Consider the following 18,323-nt stretch of genomic DNA (forward strand, 5'->3'; position numbering starts at 1 on the left):
ACCGAGATGAGCTGACCATGATGAATAACGACAGCATTTCGCCCGATCTCCTGCACAAAGGTTCGGCGGACGACGTATTGATTTGCGCCCCCAGAGACGCGCTTCCGTTGTATCTGGACGAAGCCCTGATTGAGGCCAACGGGCATAACCCGCTGGTGCGCAACTATGCCTTGAGCGCCAACCAGCAGCCGCGCTTCGACATTGCGCCCGAGCTGCAGAAAAAGACCCGGATGGCCGGCGTCGGCGCCGATGATGAATGGAACAAGGTCAGGGCGCTGCCCTATCAGATCGTCGCTGCGCAGTTGGGGGCGGTCCAGACGAAGGGCGACAACCTGGAGTTCTCGGTGGCCGCACTGTGCGAATCGATTCCGGCCATTCGCCGCGCCAGTTCGTTTCGCTTCATCAATAACGCCGACAACTACTTCTTCTACCGCAAGGCGCACGAACATGTGCCGGGTACGATGTTCATCGAGGCGGCGCGCCAGGCGGTCTATCACCACCTGTACCACCACACCGATCATGCACGCGGTGCCGTCACTGTCAGCGTCAACGAGCTGAACGCGAGCTTTTTCGCCTACGCCGAGCTGATGTATCCGATCGAACTGGTGGTCGACAACATGACCCCGAGTGATGCCACATCGCCGAAGAAAATCCATTTGCGGGTTGCGTTCTATCAACGCCAGACCTTGTTCGCCACGGTCGACACCAAGGCCACTGTGATCGATATGCCGCTGTTCGAAAAGACGCGCAACATCTTCATCCACTCCAACGACTGGTTTGCCCCGCTGCAACCATTGAAGCTGGCCTGCACCCTGAGCGACAAGCAGGGCCGCAGCGCCGGGGTGCAGCTGTTGGGCCTGGGCAAGAGCGGTTGCGTGACGACGACATCGGATCTGCCTGACCCGGTCAGCCTGAATATTGTCTTCGAAGGCAAATTCAGTTTTACCACCGGCATTCGCCGTGCCGGTCAGGGCGAGCATTCGTCGTGGGAGTTCGCTGAGGTGGACTTCAACGGCTTGCAGGTGATCAGCGACATCATCAAGCGCGGTTTTGTCTACCTCGATGAGGCGGCGCTTGCGGCGCTGAAGCAATGATCAAGCAACCCCCGACCTTCGAGGCCGCCACGCAGGCGTTGCATTTCGGTGCGCATGCGGTGGCGAAGAATCGGCTGTATTTTTCCTCGCTCGGCATGGATCTGTGTGACGAACATGGCTTCCCGCAGCCGGCGTTTTTCGCGGTTTATCAAACCTTGATGGACGGCGGCGCCGGCTTCGGGTTTCTCGGTAATGCCAGCGTCGACGCCGATGCGCGTTACAACAGCCGTGGGCTGCGGCTGACTTCGGCGGCCCACGCGCAGGCCCTGCGTCCGCTGTTTGATGCGGCGCGGGCGCGGGGTTTTCCGCTCGGGGTACAACTGCAGCATTACGGGCCGCAGTCTCTGCCGTCGAAGCAGGGGATTATTCTGACCCCCAGCGCCATTGCGTCCCCAACCATCCTCAGCGCGCATCCCGAGGCGCGGGCGGTGGCAATGACCGAGGCGCAGATCCAGCGCTGCATCGAGCATTTCTGTGCCGCCGCACGCTATGCGCAGCAGGCCGGGGCCACGCTGATCCAGTTGCAGGCGTCCAACGGTTATCTGATCAGCAGCTTCCTCTCGCCGAAGACCAACCGGCGCGAGGACGATTGGGGCGGCACGCCGCTCAAGCGCGCCAGGCTGTTGCTCGCCATCGTGGCGGGCATCCGCGAGGCCACCGACCACAAGGTCGCGGTCACCGTGCGCCTGGGCATGGACGATGGCCTCGGCGAAGAAGGGCAGCACGCCGCGTTGCTGGGGGATGTCGTCACCGCTCTGGAGGCCAGTGGGGTTGCGGCGATTACCTGTTCGCTGGGCATCAGTGAGACCTTCCGCTTCTTTTTCAAAAATACCGAACAGGCCCTGGCCATGTCGCGCGCCGGATGCCGCTATCTGAAGCGTTTCGTGCGGATACCACTGGGCTTTACCGGTTCGGTCGCGGACGTGGCGCAAGCCAATGAAATCATCGCCAGCGGTGATGCCGATTTCGTCGGGTTCGGCCGCGCCATGCTCGCCGATCAGCGCTTTGTCGCCAAGCAACTGGCGGGCCGAGCGGATCAGGTCAACCGCTGCCGAGGCGATGCCTTTTGTTTCCGCGACAAAAAAGACCCCATGGCCGAGCGCGTTTACTGCTGCGTCAATCCTGACTATCGACGGCCAGAACAACTACAACAGCACTATGAGGAAACCCTGAAATGAACTTCAACGCCAAGATCGCCCTCGTTGTCGGCGGCACACGCGGGATCGGTTTCGATGTCAGCCAGAAGCTGATCGAGGCCGGCTGCATCTGTTACATCACCGGGCGCAACGAGGACGATGGCCTGACGGCGCAAAGTCGCCTCGGCGACAACTGCACGTTCATCAGAAGCGACGTCACCGATGAAGCCTCGATCATCGAGCTGTTTCGCATCATCAACGACAAACACGGTCGCCTTGATCTGGCTGTCAACAACGCCGGCGTCACCTCCAAACACGCGCCGATCCGCGACATGGATTTCCCAGACTGGAAACGCGTACTGGAGATCAATCTGCTGGGCCCGCTGCTGTTGCTCAAGCACGAGACCAACCTGATCTCGAAACATGCCGGCGGCTCGATCGTGAACGTCTCGTCCTGCGCCGGTCTGCTCGGGGTGGCCAAGCAAAGCGCCTACTCCACCAGCAAGGCTGCGCTGAACATGCTGACCCAGGTGTGCGCGATCGAGTGCGCTGAAGAAGCCTTGCCTGAGCGCCATTCGGTTCGCGTCAACGCCGTGTGCCCCGGCCCGACATTGGGCGGCATGAACTCGGAAGAACGCCTGAAGGCCAACCCGGAATCGACCAAACACAAGTTGCAGGTGACGGCGATGAAGCGTTTCGCCAATCCGGGCGAAATCTCTGCCGCGATCCTGTGGCTGCTGAGCGACGCCTCGTCGTTTGTCACCGGCACCGTGATGCCGGTTGATGGCGGTTTTTCGGCCGGTAAATTCTGATGCACACGGTCAAACGCAACGCCACCACAGGTCCCCGCGAGAAGGGCAAACAGCGGGTGTACATCACCGGCGTGAGCAGCGGCATCGGCGAGGCGCTGGCGCAACTGCATCTGCAAAACGGGCACACGGTTTTTGGCACCTCGCGCCGTCAGCCGTATCAGCTGATGGGCCATCCGAACTTCCACTTTCGGCCGTTCGACCTCTCCCGGCCGAGCGAGATGGGCGAGTTGTTCAAGGACAACTTTGCCACCGTTCTGGAGCAGGGCGTCGACCGGTTTTTCCTCAATGCCGGGGTCAGCGGAAATGTGCCGGGGCGTGGTGGGGAGTTCTCGCTGGATGAGTTGCAGCATGTGCTCAACGTCAACGTGCTGGCGAACAAGGCCATTCTCGACTTGATGCTGTCTGCCGCGCACCGTCCAGCGACCTGCGTGCTGTCAGCCTCGATGGCCGGCGTACGCTTTCGTGCGGGTACGCTGCCGTACAGCCTGTCGAAAGCTGCGCTGAAGGCATTGGGCGGCGTGTATGCCGAGGAAAATCCGGAGATCTTCTTCGCCGTGCTCGGCCTGTGCAATGTCGACACCGGGCTGTCGCGGCAGGTGAGCTTCAGCCAGCGTACCGCCGACTTTGCCGATCTCAAGTCCTTGCAGCAAAGGGCGTTGGCGCCCGGCTACATGGTCTCTCCCGCGCAACGTGCAATCGACATCCTGGCGATGATCGACGCACCCGATGCCTACGGAATCAAGAGCGGGATATTTGTCGACATGCGCACGGCGCTGGCCGATCACCAGAAAGCGCACCAGCCATTGTCTCAGGCGTAGTCAACGCTGGGACCTGCATCAGCCAATAAAGGAATGTTGGAATGTTCAATGAAGTCAAAGCGCTGACCGAGTCAGCCATTCGGCAACAGGATCTGTTGTTGAGTACCCCGATCGATTTGTCCCATGGCGAAGACAGCCGCCTCTATGGCGTGGACGGCAGCATCGACTCGCTGACCCTGGTGTCGATCATCGTCGATGTCGAAGAAAAACTGCGCAGCCAGTTGGGCGTTGACGTGCGTCTGGCCGATACCACCGACCTGCCCGAAGCCGCCACACCGTTTGCCACGCTGGGCACGCTGATCGCCTACATCATGGACCGGTTGTCTGCAGCGCAAGCTCAGGTTCCAGCCGTTTGACCGAACGAGGGGTTGGGGTATGCAAGTAGCAGCATTTTTGGCTCATCTGAAAAGCGCCGGCAGCCAATTGGCGATCGTCAGTGATGAGGGGCGCTTTACCTATGATCAGTTGCACGCGCAAATAAACGCTTATGGTGCGGAACTGGCGGCAAAGTCCGTCTGCGATTCGTGCGTGCTGCTGGTCGACAACTACAGCTTCAACAGTGTCTGCATGCTGTTCGCGTTGTGGCTGCACAACAACGTCGTCGCGCTTTCTGTGCCCAAGGGCGAGGAGCAACTGGCGCAGTTGGCGGGCGCTGCGGGCGCGCGGTTTTCGGTGATCGGCGGGGGGGCGGAGTCGGCAGTCATTGCTCACGGCAACAATCAGGTACCGCCCACGGTCGACGGACTGCTGTCGCAACATCAGGCCGGTTTCATTGTGTTTTCTTCAGGTTCGACCGGGCCGGCCAAAGGCGTGGTGCACAGCATCGCGCCATTTTTCGAGCGCTACCTGAGTGCCGAACGCTGCGGCACCATTCTGGCGTTTTTGTTGTTCGATCATATCGGTGGCCTGGTCACCGTGCTGCAGGCGCTGGCGACCCATGGCACGCTGGTGTTGCCCAAGGAGCGTTCGCCGCAAGAGGTCGGTCGCTGCATCGAATCGTTCAACGTGCAAACCCTGCACGTGTCGCCGACGCTGCTGAACCTGGCGACGATCACTGGCGTTTTCCAGAAGTGGGACACGACCAGTCTGCAGCGCATCTATTTCGGCTCCGAGCCGAGTTCGCCGCAAGCCATCCAGCGCATTGCCAACGTGATGCCGCAAGTGCAATTGCAGCAGCTGTACGGGATGTCGGAAATCGGTGTGCTGCCGTGCCGCAGCAAGGATGGCGACAGCGCGTGGATGAAAATCGAGGACCCGAATTACAGCCTGCGGGTGGTCGACGGCATTCTGCACGTGCGTGGCGCAACCAACATGCTTGGCTACCTGGCGAGCGCCGGCGACCTGTCGAGTGACGGCTACCTGATCACCCACGATCTGGCCGAGGAACACGAGGGCTACTTTCGGGTCACGGGGCGGGCGGTCGATCTGATCAACGTCGGTGGCAAGAAGGTGTTTCCGTCGCACGTGGAAAGCGTGCTGATGGGCCTGGAAAACGTCTGCGACGTGGTGGTCTACGCGCAGCCCAACCCGCTGCTCGGGCAGATTGTTGCCGCGCAGTTCACCTTGTTCGAACCGGAAGCGCTGGAGGCCTTCAAGGTCCGCCTGTATCAGCACGTTCGCGGCGTTTTGGCCCCGGAGCAACTGCCACGGGTGGTGTCCATTGCCGAGACTCCGCTGTACACCAGCCGCTTCAAGAAAATGCGTCACCCCGGCGTTCTCGCCCAGTCGTGAGACCGGTTTACTCATCACGTTATAAGGAAATGACAAATGGTTGATCTGGTAAAAATGCGCGCAAGCATCGCTGAAATCCTGTTCATTCCGCTGGCCGAGCTGCACGGCGAAACCGTGCTGGAAAACAGCGACAACTGGGACTCGATGGCGCGAATCGGGATTGTCGCCCTGGTGTTCGAACAGACCGGCGTGAGTGTGTCGGGCGAAGAGATCGAGCGCGTGGTCACGGTGCAGGATCTGTTCGATCTGATCGACCGGAAAATCAAGGACGCCGCATGAGCCTGCTGACCATTGAAGGCGTCGCCATCCGTGCGGTCACGGCAGCGCTGCCCGAGCGCCGTGTGACTGAAGAGGACTTCGCCGAACTGTTCGGCGCCAAGGAAGTTGCGCGCATCGCCAAGAGCACCGGCATCCAGTCGATTCGGGAAACCAAGACCCTGCACACCTCCGACCTGATCATCGCCGCGTGCCGCAACCTGCTCGACCAAGGGCATGCTGCGGCAGCGGACATCGATGGCCTGATCGTGGTGACCCAGACGCCCGATTCCTGGGTGCCGGGTGTCGGGTTCATGGTGCAGCAGGCTCTCGGCCTGCCGCAGCATTGTCTGGTGCTGAACGTGGCCGCTGGCTGCTCTGGCTACATCAGTGCGCTGGTGCAAGCGGGCGCACTGATTTCGTCCGGCGTCTGCAAGAAGATCCTGCTGTGTACCGGTGACGTGACCACGCGGATCCTCGACGAGCGCGACCGCCACGTGAAGATGCTCTTTGGCGACGCTGCGTCGGCGACCTTGCTGGAGCCGGGTGCAGGCAAGTTCGAGTTCATCTGCGGCGCCGACGGCAGCGGCGGTGCGGCGCTGCAGTCGGACATCGGCTACGCCCGGGAGGAGGGCAGCCACGTCTGCGCGACCATCCAGCGTTTGCAGATGGATGGCACGGCGGTGATGAACTTTGCCCTCAACCGGGTACCGCAGACCGTCAAGGCCTTGCTCGACGCCACCGGGTCGAGCCCCGCCACGCTGGACCTGCTGGTGCTGCATCAGGCGAACGCGTTCATGCTCAATTACCTGCGGCGGATGATTGGTGTGGCGGCGGAAAAAATGCCGGTCGACATCGATGGTGTCGGCAACACCAGTTCCACCTCGATTCCGATCGTGTTGTCGCGCCATGCCGCGATCGGCACGCCGCAGGCCGAACACGTTGTGTTGTGCGGTTTCGGCGCCGGGTTGTCGTGGGGCGCGTTGAAGGTCGACCTGCGCCAGACCCTCGCTGTGGCACCCTGCGAGGTGCCGGAGAAGTCCGGCCTGGCGGACACGCCGGCGCAGGCAACAGGTGAGCGCCTGCAAGCCTGACCCAGCCATTGACCGGCGATACGCAGCACCTTTGCGGCGATGCCCGCATCGATCCGCAAAGGTGCCGCGCTCTGGTTCACATCGTCTGATCACACGGGACCGCTGATTCATGAACCGCACATTCTGCAACGCACTGGGCATCATCGGGCGCAGGGACAATCTGCTGTGGGAATATCCGTCGCCTTTTCTGCGATTGTTCCAGTTTCACGAGTGCCACGAATCGGGTGCGATCAGTGCGCAACCCGAGGCCATCATCGCTGCTGTTTGCGCGCTGGACATGCGCGAAGACCGCGTGGTCGATACGCTGCTATCGCTGCGCGAATTACCCGGAAAAATACTGCGCAAGTTCGGCGACCCCACACTGCAACAGCAAACCGCGCCCTTTGGTTTTGATGCCTTCACGCTCCTTGAGCGCACCGCCTCTGAAGTGACCTTCGGTTTGGCGGGACGCTTCTGGCGCCCGGATCTGAAGACCGGCCGCATCCCTGACGCTCAAGCTTTCAAGGCATTGGACGACCCGAACGTCGCCAAACTGGTACTGCGCTTTCAGGTCATCGAGCATGCTCAGGGCATTCGCACGCTGCGCACCGAAACCTTCGTCTATTGCGCCAATACCCGCACGAAAATGCTGTTTACCCCTTACTGGCTGCTGATCCGCCTGGCCAGCGGCTGGATCCGGCGGCGCAACCTGGCTTCGATTCAGCGGCAATTCTCGACGCAACGCGCTGTGTAAAAGCACGCATCAATTGGTTACATTGATAGCCTCTGCGAATCAGTCCTTTGCGAGTCCCGCCATGGCCATCAACTTCGATCTCAACGACCTGCAAGCCTTTCGCGCCGTGGTCGAGCAAGGCAGTTTCCGCAAGGCCGCCGACACCGTGCGCCTGTCGCAACCGGCCCTGAGCCGGCGCATCGAAAAGCTCGAAGACGCCCTCGGCGTGAAGCTGTTCGAGCGCACCACGCGCAAGGTCAGCCTGACCCAGGCCGGACGCGGTTTCATGCCCAGCGTCGAACGTTTGCTCGATGACCTGGACGTGGCGCTGCTGGGCATCAGCGAAGTGGCCTCGACGCGACTGGGGCATGTCACGGTCGCCTGCGTGCCGTCGGCGGCGTACTACTTCATGCCGCGTGTGGTCGCCCGTTATCACCAGCAGTTTCCGCGAATCAAAGTCAAAGTCCTCGATTCCAGCGCCCACGATGTGCTCAGCGCGGTGGTTAACGGCGAGGCGGATTTCGGCTTGAGTTTCATGGGCACCCAGGAGGCCAAAGTCGAATTCGAACCGCTGGTGCAGGAAAGCTACGTGGTTGCCTGTCGCCGCGATCACCCGTTGGCCGGGCGCAGCAGCGTGACCTGGGATGAGTTCTATCAGCAGGACTACATCTCGCTGGACAAGACCTCGGGTAACCGCTTCCTCCTCGATCAGGCCTTGAGCAGCGTGGTGCCGCAGCGCCCGAGCATCTGTGAGACGCGGCACGTGACGACCATGATTGGATTGGTGGAAGCAGGGTTGGGCGTGGCGGCCGTGCCGCTGATGGCGATGCCCGGCCCGGATCATCCGATCCTGACGCGGGTGCCGCTGACCGATCCGCAAGTGATGCGCAGTGTCGGCATCATCAAGCGCCGGGATCGCACGTTGACCCCGGCGGCATTGGAACTGGAGCGGCTGGTGGTGGAAATGAAGGTCCAGCCGCCCACGATCAGCGCTTGACCGAATCCAGCCCGGTGGCCTGCACATCCGCCTGGGCGGCGGGTGCGGCGAGGTAGGCAATCAGGGCTCTGGCCTCTTTTGGATGCTGCGCGCCGACCGGAATGCCGGCGGCGAAGCGTGTGACCGACTGCACCGACTCCGGAATCTTGCCGACAAAACTCACCCCCGGCACTGGCAGCAATTCGCTGACCTGCTGGAAGCCCAGTTGATAGTCGCCAGTGGCAACCACCGAGCCGACCGGGATTTTCGGGATCATCTTCGCCTTCGGTTTCAGTTGATCCTCAACGCCGAGCTTCTTGAACAACTGCTGCTCGATGTACACGCCGCTGGCGCTGTCGGAGTAGGCCACCGACTGTGCGTCGAGCAGGGTTTTCTTCAGGCTTTCGACGCTGCTGATGTCGGGTTTCGCCGCGCCTTCACGCACCACCAGGCCGATGCGCGAGTCCGCCAGTTCGACTCGCGAGGCCGGGTCGACCTTGCCTTGTCTGATCAGGTCGTCGAGGGCATAGCCGACCATGATCACCACGTCGGCGTGTTCGCCACGAGCGAGCCGATTGGGGATTGCCTCCGGGGCTTTGCCCATCGAGGGGCCGAGTTGGGTGTCGAGGGTGTTGCCGGTGGCGGCAGCAAATTTCGGCCCGAGGATTTTGTACGCGGCGGTGAAGCCGCCCGACGTCATCACGTTCAGCTGTTCAGCGTGTGCCAGGGCGCTGAATGCGAAGAGGGCGACGGCGCTGAGGTTGATCAGTTTTTTCAAAGTGATTGCTCCTTATGCGGCAACCGGTTGCAACCGGCCGCCTGCGCGGCGATAGAGGTACAACGTGGCGCACAACGCACACAGTGCGCCGACGCTCATCCAGTAACCGGGCGCGGCCTTGTCACCGGTGTACTGGATCAGGAAGGTCGACATCGCCGGGGTGAAGCCGCCGAAAATTGCGGTCGCCAGGCTGTAAGCGAGAGAGAAACCGGCCACCCGCACTTCCACCGGCATGATCTCGGTGAGCGCCGGAATCATTGCGCCGTTGTACATGCCGTAAATGAACGACAGCCACAGCAGCGACAGCAACATGTGGCTGAAGCTCGGCGCCTGCACCAGGTATGACAGCGCCGGATACGTGGTGGCCAGGGCCAGCAGCGACATGGTGATCAGCACTGGACGCCGGCCGATACGGTCGGACAACATGCCGCCAATCGGCAGCCAGAAGAAGTTCGACACACCCACCAGCAAGGTCACCAGCAGCGCATCGGAGGTGCTCAGGTGCAGCACGGTTTTGCCGAAGGTCGGCGCGTAGACGGTGATCAGGTAAAACGCGGTAGTGGTCAGTGCGACCATCAGCATGCCGCCAAGCACCACCACCCAGTTCTGGCCGAGGGTGCGGAAAACTTCGCCCATGCTCGGGCGGTGTTTGCGTGCGGCGAACTCCTCGGTTTCCGCCAGGTTACGGCGCAGCAGAAAGATGAACGGCACGATCATGCAACCGACGAAAAACGGAATCCGCCAGCCCCAATCAGCAATCACATTGGGGGCCATCCACGCATTCAGCGCATAGCCCAGCGCAGCGGCGACAATGATCGCCACTTGCTGACTGGCCGACTGCCAGGCTGTGAAAAAGCCCTTGCGGCCCGGGGTGGCGATCTCCGAGAGGTACACCGAAACCCCGCCCAGTTCCGCACCGGCGGAGAAGCCTTGCAACAGCCGCCCGATCAACACCAGCGCCGGAGCGAACAGACCGATGGTTTCGTACCCGGGCACCAGCACGATCAGGATCGTGCCGCTGGCCATGATCGACAGGGTGACGATCAGCCCTTTGCGCCGACCGACATCATCGATGTAGGCGCCAAGCACGATAGCCCCCAGCGGGCGCATCAGAAAGCCTGCGCCGAACACGGCAAACGTCATCATCAGGGAAGCGAACTCACTGCTCGCCGGGAAGAACACCGCCGCGATCTGCGTGGCGTAGAAACCGAACAGAAAGAAGTCGAACTGTTCGAGGAAATTGCCCGAGGTCACCCGGAAAATGGCGCCGGCCCGCGAGCCGCCGTGAGGGATTGAGGCTGTCATAGAAAAGAACTCCACCGCTTTTATGACGTGCGCGACGTGGAAGCGGCGCACGGTTGTTATTGCGGCGGATAGTGGCGCAGGTGTAACCGGATGTTAATTGCATTATTGGTATGGATTGATGCGCCAAGTGGATCAATCCTCTGAATTACCACCGCACCTGTGGGAGCGGGCTTGCTCGCGAAAGCGGTGTATCAGGCGAAGAAAATATTGGATGTGCCGGCCTCTTCGCGAGCAAGCCCGTTCCCACAAGTCAGTGGGTTGTCTGCAAATCTTGTTAACGCCACTGGGCCCTGTGGGAGCGGGCTTGCTCGCGAAAGCGGTGTATCAGGCGAAGAAAATATTGGATGTACCGGCCTCTTCGCGAGCAAGCCCGTTCCCACAAGTTAGTGGTTTGACTGCAAATCTTGTTAACGCCACTGGGCCCTGTGGGAGCGGGCTTGCTCGCGAAAGCGGTGTATCAGGCGAAGAAAATATTGGATGTGCCGGCCTCTTCGCGAGCAGGCTCGCTCCCACAAGTTAGTGGGTTGTCCGCAAATCTTGTTAACGCCACTGGGCCCTGTGGGAGCGGGCTTGCTCGCGAAAGCGGTGTATCAGGCGAAGAAAATATTGGATGTGCCGGCCTCTTCGCGAGCAGGCTCGCTTCCACAGGTTTGTGGGTTGTCTGCAAATCTTGTTAACGCCGCTGGGCCCTGTGGGAGCGGGCTTGCTCGCGAAAGCGGTGTATCAGGCGAAGAAAATATTGGATGTGCCGGCCTCTTCGCGAGCAGGCTCGCTCCCACAGGTTTGTGGGTTGTCTGCAAATCTTGTTAACGCCGCTGGGCCCTGTGGGAGCGGGCTTGCTCGCGAAAGCGGTGTATCAGGCGAAGAAAATATTGGATGTGCCGGCCTCTTCGCGAGCAGGCTCGCTCCCACAGGTTTGTGGGTTGTCTGCAAATCTCGTTAACGCCACTGGGCCCTGTGGGAGCGGGCTTGCTCGCGAAAGCGGTGTGTCAGGCAACGCCAATGCTGGATTGTCTGGCTTCTTCGCCTGCAATTTCTTTCTTGCTGGTTTGCGTTTCGGGTGGTGTGACCAGGAAGGGTGGTAGCGGGCAATCGAGCAGATCCGCCACCGCACGAAACAACTCGGCCTCCGCCACAGTGATCACCCCGTCATGCATCACACACCGGGTCATGGCATTGAGCAGGGCGGGGCGCTCCTCGGGCATCAGGTGACGCAGGCGTTTGATTGAGGCTTCGAGCCCTTGCAGATCCTCAAGCTCGACAGGCAATTCCAACGGTCGCTCGAACGGCAATTCCTCCCAGGCAAAATGCAGCGCCTGTAACGCCACTTGCTGATTCTGCTGACCGGCGCGCGCCAGCGCATTCAACAGCACCAGCAGTTGTTCGGCGCACTGGAACAGGCCGAATTTGAACTGTACCGCTGGCGCGCCCTCGACATTGCGTTCGACGATGCGCAGCAGCGTCCACTCCAGCAACTCGGTTTCGTTATCGGCGTCGATCAGTAGATTCAGGTTGCGCTTGACCTTGGCAAACGATTTTTTGTCCAGCTGTTGCAGGCTTGGAATCGCCAGATCAAGCAATGGCAGACGCAGGCCGGGATTGAGCTGCGCTAGCGGTTCACGCAACAGACCCACGGCATCAAACACACTCTCGTCGATTTCCCGCCGCAGTGCATCAAGTTGAGCCCCTTGCAGGGAACCGGAACGTGACAGCAGCAGCCCATAAACAATGGCCTGTGCGCCCTCAATGTTGCGGGCTGCGGATTTGAGCGTTTGCTCAATGTCTTCCAGCACACGGCGAGCTTCCATCAGGTGTTCTTTTTGCGGGGCACCCATGGCCGCAACAGAAGCCTGAACTGCATTCATATCGTAAAGCACCGACTTGGCCGCAGCGGGAACACCGCCGAACGCCTCCGGTAGGGGCGGTCTGGCGGTGGACTGCGTCTCGGTTTGCGCTGCTGCGATTTTGATGAAGCTGCCGTCCCATTGCGCATCGACTCGGCGAATTCGCTCCTGCAGATCAGGATGGGAAGCCGTCGAGTCGGTGTTCGAGTAACCCGGTCCGAAGTACAAGTGGCTGTATTCCTCCGCGCGCGCGGAACTGATGGTTGCGCCCAATTCATAACCGCCAATTTTCTTCAACGCACCGGCGATGCTTTGCGGGTCGCGGGTGTATTGCACAGCAGTTGCATCGGCGAGGAATTCACGCTGTCGACTGATTGCAGATTTGATCAGATTGCCAAAAATCGTCCCCGCGATACCCACAAACAACAGTACAAAACCAATCAACATCGGTATCGCGACGAACTTACTGCGCTGCAGCGGGGTTTTGCCGACCTGTTCTGTGCCTTCCAGGATATAGCTGCCGGTCAACCCGAGAACCATGATCCCGTGGACGATGGCAATCAGTCGGGTGTTGAGGCGCATGTCACCGTTATAGATATGACTGAACTCATGGGCGATCACCCCTTGGAGCTCGTCACGGGTCAGCACACTGATTGCGCCTTGGGTGACGCCGATGACGGCGTCCTGTGGCGTGAGTCCCGCCGCGAAGGCGTTGATGCCCAGATCGGGCAGCAAGTACACCGTGGGCACGGCGGTTCCGGAGGCGATGGCCATTTCTTCCACCACGTTCATCAATCGCTGCTCTTCCAGCGTCTGTGCGCTGTGGTTGATCACGCGCCCGTCGAGGCGTCGCGCAACCACTTTGCCGCCTTCTGACAAATCCGCAAGCTTGGTCAGACTGCCCAGCAGCACGATGCTGACGACCACCGCCGATACGGTCATGACCAACTGCCGATCGAGCTTCAAATCCATCAGGACGTTACCGCTGCCATCCTCGACCGGGATGGTCATCAGCACACACGACATTGCGATCAGACTGAGTACTGCCATGAACATCAAGAAAATGAGATACACGGTGCGGCGCTTGGCCTGGCGCTGTTGCTGGAAGAAATTCATCGTAATGTCCTGAAATTGTCGAGTGCGCCTGAGGCATCGTGCTCAGGTGTGCAGGCGGTTACTGCGCGGGCGGTAACGTAAACTGGCCGTCCCATTGCGGATCGATCCGCCGGATGCGCTCACTCAAGTCAGGATGGGTGGCGAACAGACTCTTGAAGAATGTCGTCGAGCCGGCGCTGAAATACAGGTGGCTGAATTCTTTGGCCCGTGGCGAACTCAGGGTCGAGCCCTGGCTGCCGATTTTTTTCAGCGCGCCGGCAATGCCTTGTGGGTTGCGGGTGAATTGCACGGCGCTGGCATCAGCGAGGTATTCGCGCTGTCGGCTCACGGCAGCCTTGATCACGTTGGCAAAGAAGCTGCCGATGAAACCGGCCACGCACAACACCACGCCCATGAACCCCAGCAGCAGCAAAAGATATCCGTCATCGTTCTTTTTGCTTTTCTTCGACCTGGTCAGACCAAACAGCAAATAGGCGCCGGCCAGACCCACCACCAGAATCCCGTGGACAGTCGCCACCAAGCGGGTATTGAGGAGCATGTCACCGTTGTAGATATGGCTGAACTCGTGAGCGATCACCCCTTGCAGTTCCTCGCGCGTCAGCAGCGATATCGCGCCCTGGGTGACGCCGATCACCGCATCCTTGGGGGTGAAACCCGCTGCGAATGCATTGATGGTTTCGTCGGGCAGCAGATACACCGCCGGTATGGCGACGCCGGAGGCCAGCGCCATTTCCTCGACCACATTCATCAGTCGACGCTCATCCGCTGTGCGCACGTCGTCGTTGACCGGACGCCCGCCAAGCTTTTCCGCGATCACTTTGCCGCCGCCCAACAGTTGAAAATACTTGAACAGACTGCCGAGCAACACGATGCCCGAAACGATCAGGGCGACCACGGCTGTGGTGTGCAGGGCTTTGGTCCTGGCCTCGCTGTCATGCTGGTTATCAAGGACGCCGATGACAAATGGCAGACTGGCAAGGGTGATCAGGCAGAGCACTGCGATGATCATCAGCGCGACGAGCAAAGCGGTCTGGTGACGCGCCTGGCGTTGTTGTTGGAAGAAATTCATGAGGCCGTCCGTGGGCAGAGAGGGGTCAGAAAGAAACTTTGGGGGCGACTTTGATTGCCAGCGTGTCGGCGAATTTCAACGGCGCCGCGTCGCTGCCGTGACCGAATCCGGGGGCCAGCAGCAAGGCCGGAAAGCCCTGCTTGAGCGTGTTGTAGGCCATTACCGCATCGTTGTAGGCCTGGCGCGCAAAACTGACCCTGTTTTCAGTGCTGCTCAACTCTTCGCTGAGTTGTTGCATGTTTTGCGAAGACTTGAGGTCGGGATAAGCCTCCAGCGTCACATTCAGCCGACTCAAAGCGCTGCTGAGGGTGCTGTCCGCCAGGCCCAACTGTTCGATGTTTTTTGCGCTGCCCGGCTGCGCCTGTGCAGCCTCGAGCCCGACCACTGCGGCATTGCGCGCTGCAATCACCGCTTCGAGGGTTTCACGCTCGTGGGCAAGGTAGCCTTTGGCAACCGCTACCAGATTGGGGATCAGGTCGTAGCGGCGCTTGAGCTGGACTTCAACCTGGGCAAAGGCGTTTTTGATTTCATTGCGCCGGGCAACCAGCGCATTGAACAGGTACACGCAATAGAGCGCGCAGAGTCCGAGCAAAACCAGATTGACGACAAGATAGGTGTTCACGGTGATGTCCTTGTTCACTCGGCGGGATTTTGCGCGGCATGTTAGCGCAAAAACACGCGGTTGAGCCCGGATCCTGTGGGCGCGGGCTGGCTCGCGAAAACGGCCTGTCTGCCAACTACACTCTCCCGGCCAGCCCAGGCAAAAAAACAAGGAATGATTCTGTGACTCCGCAGTCGGAGTTCAGGTATCACACATCTGAAGGAGGTTCACCGATGAACAGCAAAACCCTAATCGCCAGCCTGGCCCTCGTCGCCGGCATTGCCGGGATCAGTCCACTTGTTCAAGCGGCGCAAACCTCAAGCGAACCTGCTGTCCAGTCCCCGACCAGCGACCGTGAATTGAAGGTCAACGACCGGGCTCCAGACATTTATCAGCGCAGCGACAAAGCCTTGAAAAACTGGAAACAGAAAGGCTTGAAAGCACCGATCGAACAGGCGCAGTGGGTGCAAATCAACGACAAGTACGTGATGGTCATGATCACCAACGGCACCATCGTCCAGATGCAACCAGTCGAGCGTTAAGCACCGGGCTCAAAGGCCCTGCACATGCACTCGTGCAGGGCTTTCGCCGCCCAACCGATACTGATTGTTCCCACTGCGCTTGGCTTCATACATCGCCAGATCGGCAATGTGCAGCAGCCGATCCATGGTTGGCGCATGGTCGGGAAACACCGCCACCCCAAGGCTGGTACCGATGTGGCGCTGGTCGTTGCCGATGCCGATCGGTGGCGACAATTCGATGAAAATCTTCTGGCAGATGCGGCGGGCTTCGTCTTGCAGATTGAGGCTCGGCGCCAGGCCTTGCAGGATCACCACGAACTCGTCGCCGCCGATGCGCGCGACGGTGTCGGTGGCGCGCAGGATGCGTTTGAGGCGGGTGGCGGTGGTGATCAAGACGCGGTCGCCAGCGGCGTGGCCGTAGTGGTCGTTGATGTTTTTGAAACCGTTCAGGTCGACGAACACCAGTGCCACGCGAGTGTTGGTTTGTCGCGCCTGGTCCAGTGCTTCGGCCAGGCGCTCTTCCAGCACCAGTCGATTGGGCAGTCCGGTCAACGGGTCGTAGTGGGCGAGGTGCTTGAGGTAACTGGCCGAGGCTTTTTCTTCGGTGATGTCGCGCACCACGCCCATCATTTTGATGACCGCATCGTGGTCGTTGCGCACCACGTTACCAGTCTCCCGCAGCCAGCGAATCGTGCCATCGGGCCAGACCACGCGGTACTCCTCGTCGTGGTTTTCGCCGGTTTCCAGGCAACGCAACTCGCCGTCGCGCACGCGCAGGCGATCGTCCGGGTGCACGCAGGAACAGAACAGCGCATAGGACGGAGTGATCTCGCCGATCTTGAACCCGAACATGCCGTAGATCGCGTCCGACCAGTACAGTCGATCGGTGTCGACTTCCCAATCCCAGGTGCCGATCCGCGCAAAATACTGGCTGCGCTTGAAGCGCTCGGCGTCGTGATCCTGATGGATGTTTCTGCCTTCGGCGGCGCGGGCCAGCAGTTCTCGGTATTCGGCTAACTGCCGGCGCAAGTCGCGTTCGCGCAAAACCAGCACGGCAATCACAGCAAGCATGACGACGCCAATGGCAAGGCCGATCCAGAGCTGAATCATTGGGGCGCTGCCAGCATGAGGAGTCGATCCGAGAAGTAATGGCGGTTTGCTATGTTAATGCTTGGTCACTCACTTCGGATACAGCGTTGATCTGCGCTTGCGGGTTGCCAATCACCGACAATTCTGGGAAAACGGCCGCCAGCTGAACAATAGAGTGAATGTTATGAATGATGAACTGCAGGTAATCGATCTCCAGGTGGGCGAGGGCAAGGCCGCCGTCAGAGGCGCGCTGATCACCACTCATTACACCGGTTGGCTGGAAGACGGCAGCGAGTTCGATTCTTCCCACAGTCGTGGCAAACCGTTCCAGTGCGTGATTGGCACTGGAAGGGTGATCAAGGGCTGGGATCAGGGACTCATGGGCATGCAGGTGGGCGGCAAGCGCAAGCTGCTGGTGCCCGCGCACTTGGGTTATGGCGAGCGGACGATGGGCAAGATCCCGCCGAATTCGAATCTGCTGTTCGAGATCGAGTTGCTCGAGGTTTTGACGCGGGACGATTGAGGATCACGCCTTCGCCTCTTGACCTGAGAACGTGTCGCGCCAGGCCAGCCAGCGGCGCTCCAGCCCCGCAAGCAACCCGTCGCTGAGTTTGCCGAGCAGGGCGAGCACGATGATGGCCGCCAGCACGATGTCCGGTCGCGAGGTTTCACGCCCATCGCTGAGCAGATAGCCCAGACCCTTGGTCGCGGCGATCAGTTCGGCGGCCACCAGAAACATCCACGCCAGGCTCATGCCGCTGCGCAGCCCGGTGAACAGACCGGGCAGGGCGGCCGGCAACAGAATTCGCCGAACCAGTTGCAGGTGGCTGAAGCCATAAATGTGCCCGACCTCCACCAGTTTTCGATCAATGTTGCGAATCGCCGCGACCACGTTGACGTAGACCGGAAAGAACGCGCCGATGGCGATCAGCACGACTTTGGAGGTTTCATCGATGCCCAGCCACAGCAGCAACAGCGGCACCCAGGCCAGGCTCGGGATGGAACGCAGGGCGGCGAACGTCGGCTCCAGATACGCTTCGGCCTCACGGCTCAGACCGACCCAGGCGGCAAACACCAGTGCCAGGCTGGCGCCGATCGCAAACCCGAGCAACACGCGAGTCAGGCTGGCACCAATGTGCTTCCACAAAGCGCCTTCGGCGAGGTCGGTGAGGGTCAGGGCGATCTCGCTCGGGGCGGGCATTTGGTAGGACGGCAGCCAGCCGATGCGCACGATGAACTCCAGTGCGACTACGATCAGCAGCGGCAGGGCCAGGCCTTTCAAGCGCCGTCGCCAGGTTGGATTGAGCGGGGAAGGACGCGTCTTCGACAGGCGCCGAGGTGCGGGCAGTTCATTACTGCGTGTGGTCATACG

At 60.5% G+C, this 18,323-nt stretch carries 19 protein-coding genes; 12 read left to right on the forward strand and 7 right to left on the reverse strand.

Going from position 1 to position 18,323, the window contains the following annotated elements; genetic code table 11:
• Window positions 1–17: 17 nt before the first annotated feature.
• The 10 genes from AC0J41_RS09720 (at window position 18) to AC0J41_RS09765 (ending at window position 8,649) form a co-directional block, all read left to right on the forward strand.
• A complete protein-coding gene (locus AC0J41_RS09720; RefSeq protein WP_473015340.1) occupies window positions 18–1,094 on the forward strand; it encodes an AfsA-related hotdog domain-containing protein in 1,077 nt (358 codons plus the stop codon).
• A complete protein-coding gene (locus AC0J41_RS09725) occupies window positions 1,091–2,272 on the forward strand; it encodes an oxidoreductase (protein ID WP_473015341.1) in 1,182 nt (393 codons plus the stop codon). The genes AC0J41_RS09720 and AC0J41_RS09725 overlap by 4 nt, the downstream gene beginning before the upstream one ends.
• The gene (locus AC0J41_RS09730) at window positions 2,269–3,042 is read left to right on the forward strand and encodes an SDR family NAD(P)-dependent oxidoreductase (RefSeq protein ID WP_025111499.1); all 774 of its coding nucleotides are present in this window, start codon (window positions 2,269–2,271) and stop codon (window positions 3,040–3,042) included. Before AC0J41_RS09725 ends, AC0J41_RS09730 begins: the two co-directional genes overlap by 4 nt.
• Window positions 3,042–3,860: an SDR family oxidoreductase gene (locus tag AC0J41_RS09735; protein ID WP_473015342.1), complete on the forward strand. Its 819-nt coding sequence runs from the start codon at window positions 3,042–3,044 to the stop codon at window positions 3,858–3,860. Before AC0J41_RS09730 ends, AC0J41_RS09735 begins: the two co-directional genes overlap by 1 nt.
• A gap of 41 nt (window positions 3,861–3,901) precedes the next feature.
• Entirely contained in the window at window positions 3,902–4,216 is a 315-nt protein-coding gene (locus AC0J41_RS09740) for a hypothetical protein (protein ID WP_473015343.1), read from the forward strand.
• Between the two features lie 19 nt (window positions 4,217–4,235).
• The gene (locus AC0J41_RS09745) at window positions 4,236–5,591 is read left to right on the forward strand and encodes an ANL family adenylate-forming protein (protein ID WP_025111502.1); all 1,356 of its coding nucleotides are present in this window, start codon (window positions 4,236–4,238) and stop codon (window positions 5,589–5,591) included.
• A 36-nt stretch (window positions 5,592–5,627) separates the two neighbouring features.
• Window positions 5,628–5,870, forward strand: coding sequence for an acyl carrier protein (locus tag AC0J41_RS09750; protein ID WP_025111503.1), 243 nt, complete (start codon window positions 5,628–5,630; stop codon window positions 5,868–5,870).
• Window positions 5,867–6,940 (forward strand): ketoacyl-ACP synthase III, encoded by a 1,074-nt coding sequence (locus AC0J41_RS09755; protein WP_473015344.1) that lies wholly within the window; start codon window positions 5,867–5,869, stop codon window positions 6,938–6,940. Before AC0J41_RS09750 ends, AC0J41_RS09755 begins: the two co-directional genes overlap by 4 nt.
• 109 nt (window positions 6,941–7,049) lie before the next feature.
• Window positions 7,050–7,673 carry a hypothetical protein gene (locus AC0J41_RS09760; RefSeq protein ID WP_473015345.1) on the forward strand — a complete coding sequence of 208 codons (624 nt, stop codon included), beginning with the start codon at window positions 7,050–7,052 and terminating at the stop codon, window positions 7,671–7,673.
• 61 nt (window positions 7,674–7,734) lie between these two features.
• Complete coding sequence (locus AC0J41_RS09765; RefSeq protein WP_473015346.1) at window positions 7,735–8,649, forward strand: LysR family transcriptional regulator; 915 nt, start codon at window positions 7,735–7,737, stop codon at window positions 8,647–8,649.
• Here AC0J41_RS09765 and AC0J41_RS09770 read toward each other — a convergent pair.
• The 5 genes from AC0J41_RS09770 to AC0J41_RS09790 all read right to left on the reverse strand — a co-directional run bounded on the left by AC0J41_RS09770 (window position 8,639) and on the right by AC0J41_RS09790 (window position 15,362).
• A complete protein-coding gene (locus AC0J41_RS09770; protein WP_473015347.1) occupies window positions 8,639–9,406 on the reverse strand; it encodes a substrate-binding domain-containing protein in 768 nt (255 codons plus the stop codon). The two genes, AC0J41_RS09765 and AC0J41_RS09770, sit on opposite strands and share 11 nt — an antisense overlap.
• A 12-nt stretch (window positions 9,407–9,418) precedes the next feature.
• A complete protein-coding gene (tcuC, locus tag AC0J41_RS09775; protein WP_025111508.1) occupies window positions 9,419–10,711 on the reverse strand; it encodes an MFS transporter in 1,293 nt (430 codons plus the stop codon).
• A gap of 989 nt (window positions 10,712–11,700) precedes the next feature.
• On the reverse strand, window positions 11,701–13,671 hold the full coding sequence (locus AC0J41_RS09780) for a M48 family metallopeptidase (RefSeq protein ID WP_473015349.1): 1,971 nt from the start codon (window positions 13,669–13,671) through the stop codon (window positions 11,701–11,703).
• A gap of 58 nt (window positions 13,672–13,729) precedes the next feature.
• Window positions 13,730–14,740, reverse strand: a complete 1,011-nt coding sequence (locus AC0J41_RS09785) for a M48 family metallopeptidase (protein WP_473015350.1) — start codon at window positions 14,738–14,740, stop codon at window positions 13,730–13,732.
• Window positions 14,741–14,765: 25 nt separating this feature from the next.
• On the reverse strand, window positions 14,766–15,362 hold the full coding sequence (locus tag AC0J41_RS09790) for a LemA family protein (RefSeq protein ID WP_049828019.1): 597 nt from the start codon (window positions 15,360–15,362) through the stop codon (window positions 14,766–14,768).
• Between the two features lie 212 nt (window positions 15,363–15,574).
• Between AC0J41_RS09790 and AC0J41_RS09795 the strand changes: the two genes are divergently transcribed.
• Window positions 15,575–15,883 (forward strand): RcnB family protein, encoded by a 309-nt coding sequence (locus AC0J41_RS09795; RefSeq protein ID WP_025111512.1) that lies wholly within the window; start codon window positions 15,575–15,577, stop codon window positions 15,881–15,883.
• A gap of 9 nt (window positions 15,884–15,892) precedes the next feature.
• Here the strand turns inward: AC0J41_RS09795 and AC0J41_RS09800 are convergent, their stop codons facing one another.
• Window positions 15,893–16,972 carry a sensor domain-containing diguanylate cyclase gene (locus tag AC0J41_RS09800; RefSeq protein ID WP_025111513.1) on the reverse strand — a complete coding sequence of 360 codons (1,080 nt, stop codon included), beginning with the start codon at window positions 16,970–16,972 and terminating at the stop codon, window positions 15,893–15,895.
• Between the two features lie 163 nt (window positions 16,973–17,135).
• Here AC0J41_RS09800 and AC0J41_RS09805 point away from each other — a divergent pair, with 163 nt between their 5' ends.
• A complete protein-coding gene (locus AC0J41_RS09805; protein WP_473015352.1) occupies window positions 17,136–17,474 on the forward strand; it encodes an FKBP-type peptidyl-prolyl cis-trans isomerase in 339 nt (112 codons plus the stop codon).
• A gap of 3 nt (window positions 17,475–17,477) precedes the next feature.
• Here the strand turns inward: AC0J41_RS09805 and AC0J41_RS09810 are convergent, their stop codons facing one another.
• The gene (locus tag AC0J41_RS09810; RefSeq protein WP_473015353.1) at window positions 17,478–18,320 is read right to left on the reverse strand and encodes an ABC transporter permease; all 843 of its coding nucleotides are present in this window, start codon (window positions 18,318–18,320) and stop codon (window positions 17,478–17,480) included.
• Window positions 18,321–18,323 lie beyond the last annotated feature (3 nt).

This window comes from Pseudomonas sp. Arb-4-2C, from assembly GCF_055755015.1.